Origin of the sequence: Pseudomonas sp. OVF7 (assembly GCF_030644265.1) — a bacterium.
Lineage (GTDB): Bacteria > Pseudomonadota > Gammaproteobacteria > Pseudomonadales > Pseudomonadaceae > Aquipseudomonas > Aquipseudomonas gorinensis.
On record NZ_CP128996.1, the window covers coordinates 4,512,816 to 4,524,203 of the forward strand.

The 11,388-nt window shown below is 60.0% G+C and carries 8 protein-coding genes and 1 pseudogene; 8 read left to right on the forward strand and 1 reads right to left on the reverse strand.

The window, feature by feature from the left end:
- Window positions 1–7: 7 nt before the first annotated feature.
- The 4 genes from QU606_RS20550 to QU606_RS20565 all read left to right on the forward strand — a co-directional run bounded on the left by QU606_RS20550 (window position 8) and on the right by QU606_RS20565 (window position 3,247).
- Complete coding sequence (locus tag QU606_RS20550; protein WP_370531075.1) at window positions 8–1,708, forward strand: methyl-accepting chemotaxis protein; 1,701 nt, start codon at window positions 8–10, stop codon at window positions 1,706–1,708.
- A gap of 90 nt (window positions 1,709–1,798) precedes the next feature.
- Entirely contained in the window at window positions 1,799–2,254 is a 456-nt protein-coding gene (locus tag QU606_RS20555) for an SRPBCC family protein (RefSeq protein ID WP_024075733.1), read from the forward strand.
- 111 nt (window positions 2,255–2,365) lie between these two features.
- Complete coding sequence (locus QU606_RS20560) at window positions 2,366–2,812, forward strand: DUF411 domain-containing protein (protein WP_024075734.1); 447 nt, start codon at window positions 2,366–2,368, stop codon at window positions 2,810–2,812.
- A gap of 3 nt (window positions 2,813–2,815) precedes the next feature.
- Entirely contained in the window at window positions 2,816–3,247 is a 432-nt protein-coding gene (locus QU606_RS20565; RefSeq protein ID WP_024075735.1) for a YqaA family protein, read from the forward strand.
- Here QU606_RS20565 and QU606_RS20570 read toward each other — a convergent pair whose 3' ends face one another.
- Window positions 3,248–4,714: a hypothetical protein gene (locus tag QU606_RS20570; RefSeq protein ID WP_102623498.1), complete on the reverse strand. Its 1,467-nt coding sequence runs from the start codon at window positions 4,712–4,714 to the stop codon at window positions 3,248–3,250.
- A gap of 228 nt (window positions 4,715–4,942) precedes the next feature.
- On the opposite strand from QU606_RS20570, the gene QU606_RS20575 reads away from it, so the two are divergent.
- The 4 genes and pseudogenes from QU606_RS20575 to glgA all read left to right on the forward strand — a co-directional run bounded on the left by QU606_RS20575 (window position 4,943) and on the right by glgA (window position 11,369).
- The gene (locus QU606_RS20575) at window positions 4,943–8,017 is read left to right on the forward strand and encodes a hypothetical protein (protein ID WP_304997443.1); all 3,075 of its coding nucleotides are present in this window, start codon (window positions 4,943–4,945) and stop codon (window positions 8,015–8,017) included.
- Between the two features lie 32 nt (window positions 8,018–8,049).
- Window positions 8,050–8,330: pseudogene (locus tag QU606_RS20580) on the forward strand (alpha/beta hydrolase); the annotation flags it as partial.
- Window positions 8,331–8,356: 26 nt separating this feature from the next.
- Window positions 8,357–9,310, forward strand: a complete 954-nt coding sequence (locus QU606_RS20585; protein ID WP_069076282.1) for a D-2-hydroxyacid dehydrogenase family protein — start codon at window positions 8,357–8,359, stop codon at window positions 9,308–9,310.
- A gap of 502 nt (window positions 9,311–9,812) precedes the next feature.
- The gene (gene glgA / locus QU606_RS20590; RefSeq protein ID WP_304997444.1) at window positions 9,813–11,369 is read left to right on the forward strand and encodes a glycogen synthase GlgA; all 1,557 of its coding nucleotides are present in this window, start codon (window positions 9,813–9,815) and stop codon (window positions 11,367–11,369) included.
- Window positions 11,370–11,388: the final 19 nt, after the last annotated feature.

Consider the following 11,388-nt stretch of genomic DNA (forward strand, 5'->3'; position numbering starts at 1 on the left):
GCTGAAAGTGTTCGGCGGTGGTATCTGGCCGCTGCCCAACCAGCGCACGCCCGGGCGCAACAAGCACAGCACCTTCTGGCACCGTGATGCGTCGGGCAAGCTGGCCGTGAACACCTTCTGGAACAGCGACCCGGCGCCCAACTACTACGACCAGAGCTGGTACAAGGGCGGCCTCGCCGCGCCACGCGGGCAATGTGCCTGGGCCGCGGCCTACAAGGACGACGCCAGCCAGGAGCCGCGCACCAACTGCGCCATGGCCATCCAGCGTGATGGCGCGGCGTATGGCGTTGCCACTATCGACGTGACCCTGGGTTTCTTCAACGACCTGGTGGCGAGCAAGGAAAAAGACATCGGCGGGCAAATGCTGATCGTCGAAGGCGACGGCAAGATCATCAGCAACAGCACACGTATCAACAGCCCGGTGGTGCTGAAGAACATCAGCGAACTGAGCGGCACTTCGGCGTTCGCCGCCATGATCAGCAAAGCCCTTGGCCAGCGTGACCAGAAGTTGCAACGCAGCGAGTTCGACAACCAGGGCGTGGCCAGCACCTTCTACATGCGCCCGATCGAAGGCACGCCATGGTTCCTCGCGACCGCCCTGCCCACCTCGCTGATCACCGCCCAGCGCGATGATGTGCTCGGCACCCTGGCGCTGCTGCAAATTCCCATGGTACTGCTGCTGGTGCTGCTGGCGGCCTATGCGATTCGCCAGTTGGTCCAGCGCATGAAAACGCTGAAAACCAACATCGACGCACTCTCCGCCGGCGACGCCGACCTCACGCGACGCATCACCATCCGCGCCGAAGACGAACTCGGCGCCATCGGCCACTCGGTCAACCGCTTTATCGTCTACCTGCAAAACATGATCGGCGAAGTGACCCTGGCCACCGGGGCCATGTCGTCTGGCCTGGCGCAATTGCAGCAAACCTCGGCGCAGACCAACAGTATCCTGGTGCGGCATGCCTCGGAGACCGACCAGACCGTCACCGCGATCACCGAAATGAGCTCCACCGCCGACACGGTGGCGCACAACGCCGCCGAAACCGCTGCATTCACCCAGCGCGCCAATGAGCACGCCGACCGCTCCCGTGTGGTCGTGGGTGAAGCCTCTACCAGCGTCAGTGCGTTGATCGGTGAAGTCGCCAGTGCCACCCACACCGTGGAAAACATGCGCCAGGACGCCGCGCGCATCACTGAAACCCTCGGGGTCATTGGCGCGATTGCCGGCCAGACCAACCTGCTGGCACTCAACGCGGCGATCGAAGCCGCGCGTGCCGGCGAGCAAGGCCGTGGGTTTGCGGTGGTGGCGGACGAAGTGCGTGCGCTGGCGGCGCGGACCCAGGCCAGCACCTCGCAGATCAATGAGATGCTCGCGCGCCTGACCACGGGCGTGAGTTCGTCCGTGGCGGCCATGGAAAACACCCAGGCCAGCTGCCAGTCGGCGGCGGACGCTACCGCACGGGTGAACAGCGGCCTGGATGAGATGGCTGGCTCGGTCAGCCATATCAACAACCTCAGTACCCAGATCGCCACGGCCGCCGAGCAACAGAGCGCAGTGACCGAAGAGATCAACCGCAGCATGGTGCAGATCCGACATATGGTCGAAGAGCTGGTACAAAGCGGCCATGCCACTGAAACCAATACACAAAGCCTGCTGGATGCGAACGGTCGGGTGATTGCGTTGATGAGCCGATTCAAGGTGCGCTGATAAATGGATGAAACACTCCCGTGCAATACGCGGGAGTGGGACTATTCTGACAGCTCACGGTGCATAGTTTCGCCACACAGGAGGTGTGCCATGCGCGCTGAGCAGTCGATTCGCCTGGAGCGGATCAGTCAGGAACGTTTTATCCAGGCCCCTATCGACGCCGTCTATGACTATGTGACCCAACCGGATCGATGGCACGAATGGCACCCCACCTCCCTTGGTGCCGAGACCGGCACCAGCGGCTCACTCCCCGCCGGCGCGCGTTTCACCGAGGTCATCGACCTGCTGGGTGTACGGGTTCCCATGAGTTATCGCGTGCAGATCGCGCACAAGCCTGGGGAGTTCAAGACCGTGTTCACCTCCCTGGCTGTCGACGGCTCCCTACACTACGTCTTGCAACCCTATAACGGCGGCACGCTGTTCAAGCGCGTCTTGACCTATGAGACGGAGTTGCAACTGGCGAGCTTGCATGAACGCATGATCGAGCTGTCCACGATCGCGCTGGACCAGCTCAAGCACCGGCTGGAAAATCCCGACTTCGTATAATTTTGAAACATTACCACTGGCGTCGCGCACCGGCGGGCGCTGGCTTGCCCGCGATGACGTGGTCATGATCGCCACCATCCCAATGGCCACCTCCTGCTGACGAGACCTTCCATGAAAACCCCTTTGCGCCTGGCCCTGCTGTCAGCCCTGTTCACCACCGCCCTGGCCCAAGCCGCCGACTTGATACCCATCGACGTACACCGCGACGCTAATTGCGGCTGCTGCAAAAAATGGATCAGCCACCTGGAAAATAACGGTTTCAAGGTCAATGACCACGTCGAAACCAACATGAGCGCGGTCAAGCAACGCCTGGGCGTCGCCCCGCGCCTGGGTTCCTGCCATACCGCGGTCATCGACGGCAAATTCGTCGAGGGTCATGTCCCCGCCGAACAGGTGTTGGCGTTGCGCAAGCGCGACGACCTGCTGGGCATCGCCGCACCGGGCATGCCCATGGGGTCGCCGGGGATGGAAGTGGACGGTCAAGCCGAGGCCTATCAGGTCATTGGCCTGACGCGTGACGGCCAGGATGTTGTGGTCGCCGAGTATCCGGCGCACTGATCGGTGTTGGTCGGTTACCTCGGGCTGTTCGTCGCGGCCTTTGGTGCCGCGACCCTGCTGCCGCTGCAATCGGAAGCCGTACTGGTGGGCTTGCTGCTCAGCGGCCAGTACAGCTTGTGGTGGTTGCTGGGCATCGCCACCTTGGGCAACGTGCTGGGGTCGCTGGTCAATTGGCTGTTGGGCCGCTGGGTGGATCACTTCAAGGCGCGACGCTGGTTCCCGGTGAGTGCCCGGCAACTGGACAAGGCGCGCGGCCATTACGCGCGTTGGGGGCACTGGACGTTGTTGCTCAGTTGGGTGCCGATCATAGGCGACCCCCTGACATTGGTGGCCGGGGTGATGCGCGAACCCCTGTGGCGCTTCTTGCTTATGGTCTCTATCGCCAAAACAGCGCGCTATGGCCTCGTAGCCTATCTGACGGGGCCTTGGACATAATCATCTGTCGGCGCTGACCGGCAGGCCAATCTGTACCAACTGGCGCAACGATTCATTCAACTCCGGCGTAGAACCCTCAACAATCCGCGGCTCCACGACGTAATAGAGGTACGGTTTGTACCCGTCGAATCGTTCAAGGTCCTGGCGGTAGATCAAACGCTGCACGGGGGCGCCTTCTGGCCACGAGTCGCCGACCAGCTTCGACTCGCTGAACACCACCACATCATTCAATCCACGGACATAGCGCATGATCAGGGTCAATTTATCCTGCGCTTGACGCCATGGGTAATAGGGAATACTCACCAGCGCGGAGTTGGGAATAGGATGCACCGTATGGCCGGGGTATTCGGCAAAATAAGGCGCCTCAAGCCTGACAATCGAGCCGAATACCTTCGCAACGGTGATTCTCGAATACAGATCGACGGCAGGATTCTGCTTCCTCAGCACATACTTGATTTCCACCCGGCCGCCTGCAGCGGCACGCACCACACCATATGGGACATTGTGCGTGACCGTCCTGCCAGCCGTGATGACCCGTTCAAAATCACGATGCACAATCACACCCCCGTTGGGCGGGTAGGACCGGAAGTCTATGTCGTACAGACTTCCCGCCGGGGCGATGGCTGCAGAGTTGTGCATCTCGATGAGCAGGTCCTCGCCATTGAGTCGCTCTATATCGATAGTGTCAACGGGGCCATCGGTGATAATGGCCGGGCCCTCTAGCCGCGTACTATCCAGGTTCACCTGCACCTTGGTATCTGCGGACCTGTCCGTCGACGTGTTGCCTACCTGGTCCACCAGTAAAAACCCTACCAACAGGTCGGTGCCGTCGCCCCCTTCCATCAGTTGGTCACGACTGATGTTGAACACGGTTTCGCGGCCAACCCCCGCCACTTGTTGGATGATAAGGACGCTTGCCCAAGAGAAATGGATCATGTCCCGGGCATGCATGTTCGGATAGGGGGCAACTGTCACCGTTACCCCGCGTATGGCATCCGGAGGGTCAACAATCGTGGTCGACAGGGTGAACTTGAGCTCTGAATGCCCTACGCCAGGGAACGGTGGATTATTGTTTCTTCCACCCGGCAGGTCAGTCTTCACCAACACGCTCAAGGTGTAGGAAGCGGCCTCGCCTCCCTCTTTGAAATGCACCACGTACCCCAGCCGCACCTCACCATCAGGAAGGTTCTTGTGTTCAATGCTGAAGAAATAATGGTTGGCCGCCTCATCGCCCTCCTTGAGCATCAGGGTTGCCAATTGCAGCATATCGGGCATGCGCACGATATTGATCACATCGCCCGGGCTTGCCAGCCAGTTCCTGTCCACCACCACCGTCAAGCCATACGTCAGCAACCAGAGGCCAACGCCCCCGTCATAGCCAATGACGTTTTGCTTCATACCCGGAATATTGAGGCGATCGAGTTGCCTGGGTTGGCGGGGTGATTGGGGGGCCAGGGCAATGTCCATGGATTCTCTCCGACTGATCAAGCGAACACTCAAGCGACGCTATTGAGCGGTTGGTGTTATCAACAATGATGGGCGGGGCATGGCTACTGTCAGAGTTGACAGGTAGCGACCAGTGGTCTCAACACCGGCCGCTTCTCGTTCCATTCGTCGCCACCTGTCAGAGTTGACAGTAGTCAGCGGTCCTCGCGCAGAGGTTCAATTTCGCCATACGCCTGCGAGGAAATCCTCATGATCAAGCACCCTGCACCGGTCAATCCGTTTGTACCCGATCTGCCACCGGTCGAGATTGGGCTCTTGCAACCCCCTATCGTAGGCGACCACGAGCGGGCCGATGGTGGCATCGGCATTCGGCATACCGAAATTCCCCTGGTGGTGCATATTGCCCGTCCGCCTTCAACGCCCAAAGGCACCAGCTTTGAGTTTTACTGGGCAGGCGTCGCGGTGGCGTTCAACCAGATTCGCGACGGCGACGAAAACCTGACCCGTATCCCCTTTACGATCTCCCAAAATTTCATTCGCGAGTCGTGGGCCGACCCGGTACAGGTCAGGGTCATCCGTCTCAGTGGGAACCCTTCGGAAACCATGCCGTTGCGGTTGCGCGTCAATCTGCGTCGTCCAGGAGGCATCGCGCCGGAACCCACCCAGCCCGGCAATCGAAAACTGGTCCTGGTGCTGCCGCCCGATGTAGAAATTGACGGTATCAATGATGACCGTGCCAAGCTCGGTGTTCAGATAACGTTCCGACACTGGGAGAATATGGCGCCCTATGATCTACTTCGGCTGGCCTGGGGCAACGTGATCATAGAGTACCGAGTGCAACCCGCTGACGTCGGGTCTGACATCAAGCTCACCGTGGAGTACGCCACGATTATCGATGTCGGCGACAGCGAGCAATTGCCAGTCGCTTTCCAAGTGATAGGCCCCACCGGCAATGGTCCCGACCCAAGGGCTCTGTGGTCGGTCATAACCTGGATATCGGTGTACCTGCGCAATGATCGTTTGGACCCTCCCTGGTTGGATTTTCCCGATACGGCCCCCACCATCGACTTGGCTCAGTTGGGCAATCAACACGTAAGAATCGGGCTCTATGTCTCAGCCGCCAATGCCCGGATCTACGAGCGCGTCTTTCTGATTTGGGCCGGGACCAATGAAAATGGCTCTGTACCCCATATTGACGATCAGGTGTTACCTGGGGGCAGGACTTACTATTTCGACGTACCGAATGCCTTGGTCAAGGCCATTGCCAGTGGCAGCGCAACCGTTCACTACTTGCTGGAGGGTAACGGGCAGCCGACCAAGCGCTCGCACAATCTGTTCCTGTCGGTTATCGGTGAAGCGCTGAAATGGCCCGCCCCCTGGGTGGTAGAGGCGGTAGGCGACATTATCCCCCCAGGCCCTGCCAACGCCACCGTCAGCTTTCGTGAACAGGACACCTGGCGACCCGACGACCTCATCCAGATCACGCTGTTGGTCAGCAACCCCAACATCACGACTGAGTACAAGCAGAGCAAACGGTTTGACAGCATCCCGAATGACAAGGGCGTGCTCTCGTTCACCGTACCGGGTGAAGATATCAAGCGGTTTGACGGGTTGCGCGTGCAGGTGTTCTACACCCTTCTGCGCACCGGGCAGGACTCACTGAGCGAAACCTATCAAGTGGGCGAGCCCAAACGCGATATGCCCCCACCCAAGATCGAAAAGGCATCGGGCGCTCAACTGGACCCGGACGATGTAAAGAATGGCGCCAAAGTCATTGCCCCCTTCGCCAGCACGCGCGCAGGCGACCAGATGATCTTGTGGTGGACAGGCCCGCTGGCCAGCACCCAAGTCGACTACGATGTCCACCGGGATGGCGAACTCGCTGAGTTCGTGGTGCCGTACGTCTTTGTCGAACGCAACCTTGATCAGGACGTAATTGTTTCCTACACCCTCAAGCGTGGGCTGGAACCGACGCGTTACTCCGAAATCACGTCCGTGCTGATTGCCCGAGGCCTGATGGACCTGCCACCACCGGACTTGGTCCGAGCCACGATCACCGGGCCAGGCAGGGCCACGCTGGCGCCGCTGGATGCGCTGAATGGCAGCGACCTGGTGGTGCGCTACGTGGGGATGCTCGACACCGACTCCATCAAAGTGTCCATGCTCGGTAGGCAAGGGCAAGGCTCGCCGGACATCCCGGCCAAATTCGGCAACGAATTAGCGGGAGAGGTCGTGTTCGACATCCCCCGGCAGGCCATTGCGGCCAACATAGGCAATAGCGATCAGTTCATGACGTTCAAGTACGTGGTCACCCGCAGGGGTGAACCGTCGCCGGACTCTGAGATATTGACCGTGAGGGTGCTGCCTATTCCGTTGGATGAATTGCAGAAAACCATCATCCGTATCAACGAAGCAGATCAACAAACCCAAATACTCGACCTGGCAAAAGTGATTGACGGGGCGACCGCCCATATTGGCACCTGGCACTTTATTACCGAGTTCTGGCCGGTTTGGCTGACGTTGACAGGCAAAAAGAACGGCGTGAACTACCCGATCACCCTCCTAAACGGCAGCGGGGGTGATCGCGTCAATGGCGACTGGATAAACCAGGGTCGCTACGAACATCCGATCCTGGCCACTTACCTCAATGAATTGGACCACGCTTCGACGCTGACGATGGAGTTCTCGGCCGCGTTCAGCACCAGCCCAGAACGGGCGGATGCGATCGTGTTTCCACAGGTGATCTACTCCGTTTTAAAAGCGCCGCCGTTGACTATTGGCAACTCGACCATGATTTTGAACGGGCGAGCCATCGTCGCTCCCGGTTGGCCACGAAACGGCCAGGAATACCCGGGCAATGCCCAGATACGCGAGGCAGAAGGGGGCTCGCCTCCTTACTCATACCGTTCAAGAAACCCAGGTATCGCGACGGTCAACTTAAACGACGGCAAGGTCAGGGGCATGGCTAACGGAAGCACCTATATTGATGTAGAAGACAGGGCAGGCAATACCGCGTCATACCGTGTAGAGGTCAGCAACGTATGGCAACTGCGTGAAAATCGTGCAGGAATGAATTGGAGCCAGGCCGTCGCCTGGCGCAAATCACTACCTGGCGCTGTAGGTATCTATTATGCCGATGGCATATCGTTTATGCGGACCGTATACGGTTCGCCATTACCCGTTCCGTATGACTCATATTACTGGCTGGGGGTTGAAGAGGGCTGCGACTTCCTCACGGGCGTGTTTTGGGACTCCATGAGGCCGGATATCGTGCGGTGTATCGACAGAAGGACATCCACATGGGCCTGGTGTCTGCAGCCATGACGTGCGGCCAAACGGGACGAGCGTGATATACCGGCCTGAGCGACCGCCCCTGCCATATGCTGGTGGCATGGAACTCGGCGTCGATTTGCGACATGATCCTCACCCGGCCAGTGTATTACGCGTTCAAGAACCTGCGGATGGCAACCCTGGTGCTGATCGGCACGTCCGCCACCACCGCCATCGGCAAAGACCTCGGGCCGCCGGTATTCCCCATGCAACCCTGGTGGAATTCCCGGGGTTAGGCCATGCACCGAAAACGCAAGAACCGGCCCAGTTTCACACCGCACTGTTGCAGGGCCTGAGCGCCCTTTAATCCAACCTTTTTCGAGGCACTCGTGAATGTCGGTACAGATTGCAGTCATTGATGATTGGCAGAATGTGGCCCAAGGCGTGGTGGACTGGTCGGTCCTGGACACCGTCGGCCAGGTGCACTTCCTGCACGATTATCCGGCGCAAACCACCACGATGATCGAGCGCCTGAAAGGCTTCGAGGTGATTTGCGTAATGCGCGAACGCTCGACCTTCGATCAACCCCTGCTGCAAGGCCTGCCGAACCTCAAGCTGCTGGTGACCGGCGGCATGCGCAATGCCGCCATCGACATTGCTGCCGCGAAGGCCCTGGGCATCCAGGTATGTGGCACCGACAGTTACAAGCACGCCGCGCCGGAACTCACCTGGGCGCTGATCATGGCCTCCACCCGCAACCTGCTCGCCGAAGCCAATGCCCTGCGCGCCGGCCACTGGCAAGTGGGCCTGGGCGGCGACCTGTACGGCAAGACCCTGGGTATCCTCGGCCTGGGCAGCATCGGCCAGAAAGTCGCACAGTTCGCCCAGGTGTTCGGCATGCGGGTGATCGCCTGGAGTGAAAACCTTACGCCGCAGCGCGCCGCCGAAGCCGGGGTGACCTGGGTCAGCAAGCGCGAACTGTTCGAACAGGCCGACATCCTGACCATTCACCTGGTGCTCAGCGAACGCAGCCGCGGGTTGGTGGATGCGCAGGCGCTGGGCTGGATGAAACCAAGCGCACGGCTGGTGAACACCGCGCGCGGGCCTATCGTGGATGAGCAGGCGCTGGTGCAGGCCTTGACCGCTGGTCGCCTGGCAGGCGCTGCTCTGGATGTGTATGCCGAAGAGCCGTTGCCGGTCGATCACCCGTTCCGCCACTTGCCCAACGTACTGGCCACGCCCCACGTGGGGTATGTGAGTGAGCAGAACTACCGGCAGTTTTATCAGCAGATGATCGAAAGCATCCAGGCTTGGGCTGATGGAGCGCCCATTCGTCTACTCGGCTGACGCACCAATAAGGGGCGGCCTGCACTCATGATGGGAATACCCTCTCTGTGAAGAGCAGGCTTGCCCCGCGGTGGGGCGCGAAACGGCCCTGAAAACTGGCAACGGGGTGCAAGCCGCCAAAACCGTTTGGGAGCGCTTCGCACGCCAGCGCAGGGCAAGCCTGCTCGCCACAACCCTCGTTACAAGTTTTTGTCCTACAAAATTCCCACATAAACCCTACAGGCTCTGGGATCTGTCCTAGACTCATGACTGATGGGTCCGTTCCAAAACAAAAACCCCGCAAAAAATCGAAACTTTACAACTCTGCCGTAGGTCCAGTTTTAAGGTGGCGCGAGCGCACGCAGTTCACAGCCGATGCCCGTCCATCCAATCTATTTCAGCTGACCGTGCATCTGGCATAAGCCTTGCCAGTTTGTATAACGCTTGTGCGCCTGGCCGCAGGATGCGGTCTTCGGAGCTAGTGGCAGCGGGCCATTAGCCGACCAACACGTGGGAGAGAATTATGATCAGTGCCGCTGTAGAGACTCAGGGAGAGCGTTTTAGTAAGCCGGCAGGGGGGCCCACCTCGTTGGCCGACCTGCCCAACACTGTGCGGCCGATCGTGAGTCAGAACCCGAACCGAAAGAAAGTCTTGTTCGTCACCTCTGAATTCGCCGACCTAGTCAAAACCGGAGGCCTGGGCGACGTTTCCGCCGCCCTGCCCCGCGCCATGGCGCACCTGCACGATGTACGGGTGCTGATCCCGGGCTACCCGCAGGTGATGGAAAGCGACAACCCGATCCATATCATCGGCGAACTCGTCGGCCACGCCGCGTTGCCGCCGTGCAAGATCGGGCGCATGGACCTCAAGGATGGCCTCGTCATCTACGTGCTGATCTGCCCCGAGCTCTACGAGCGCGAAGGCACGCCCTACGGCGCCAACAACGGCCGTGACTGGCCCGACAACCATATCCGCTTTGCCCGCCTGGGCCTGGCCGCCGCCGACATGGCCGCCAACCTCGCCCAGATCCACTGGTGCCCGGACCTGGTGCACGCCCACGACTGGCCAGCTGGCCTGGCCCCGGCCTATATGCACTGGCGTGGGTCACGCACGCCAACGCTGTTCACCATTCATAACCTGGCCTATCAAGGCGTGGTCAGCCTGGCCTCGACCCCGGAACTGGGCATTCCCCCCCATGCCCTGCAACAGGAAGGCATGGAGTTCTACGGCAAGATGTCGTTCCTCAAGGCCGGCATGGCGTACTCCAGCCATATCACCACGGTGAGCGCCACCTACGCCCAGGAAATCACCACCCCGGAATTTGGCTGCGGCCTCGACGGCTTCCTCGCCGCCAAGACCCAGCAAGGCTTGCTCAGTGGTATTCCCAACGGCATCGATGAAAGCTGGGAAACCTCCACCGACACGCACCTGACCCACAACTTCAATATCGGTGACTGGGAAGGCAAGGCAATCAACGCTGCCCACGTGCGTGAGCTGTTCGGCCTGCATGACTCCACCGGCCCGCTCTTTGCCGTGGTCTCGCGCCTGGTCTACCAGAAAGGTCTGGACCTCACCGAAGCAGTGGCCAGCTTTATCGTCGAGCACGGCGGCCAGATCGCGATTATCGGGCGCGGGGAGCCGGAGGAAGAACAAGCCATGCGTGAGCTGGCGCTGCGCTTCCCTGGCCAAGTCGGTGTGCGTATTGGCTTCAACGAGACCGATGCGCGCCGCATGTTCGCCGGCAGCGATTTCCTGCTGATGCCTTCACGCTATGAGCCTTGCGGCCTCAGCCAGATGTACGCCCAACGCTTCGGCTCGCTGCCGGTGGCACGCAATACCGGCGGCCTGGCGGACACCATCGAGAATGGCGTCACCGGGTTCCTGTTCAATGAGTCCACGGTGCAAAGCTATGAGGAAGCGCTGAGCCGTGCGTTCAGGGTGTTCGCCAACAAAGGCCTGCTCAATGCCATGCGCAGCCGCGCCATGACCCAACCCTTCAACTGGTGCCAGGCGGTAGAACCCTACGCCGAACTCTACGAACAACTGGTGGCCAAGGCTCTGGGGAAAACCACTAAATAATCAAGGGAGGTCTTCATAG

Bases quoted from the DNA above. Each gene is read 5' to 3' on its own strand.
- QU606_RS20555 (WP_024075733.1), top strand. From the start codon at position 1,799: ATGCGCGCTGAGCAGTCGATTCGCCTGGAGCGGATCAGTCAGGAACGT.
- QU606_RS20560 (WP_024075734.1), top strand. From the start codon at position 2,366: ATGAAAACCCCTTTGCGCCTGGCCCTGCTGTCAGCCCTGTTCACCACC.
- QU606_RS20570 (WP_102623498.1), bottom strand. From the start codon at position 4,714: ATGGACATTGCCCTGGCCCCCCAATCACCCCGCCAACCCAGGCAACTC.
- QU606_RS20575 (WP_304997443.1), top strand. From the start codon at position 4,943: ATGATCAAGCACCCTGCACCGGTCAATCCGTTTGTACCCGATCTGCCA.
- QU606_RS20585 (WP_069076282.1), top strand. From the start codon at position 8,357: ATGTCGGTACAGATTGCAGTCATTGATGATTGGCAGAATGTGGCCCAA.
- glgA (WP_304997444.1), top strand. From the start codon at position 9,813: ATGATCAGTGCCGCTGTAGAGACTCAGGGAGAGCGTTTTAGTAAGCCG.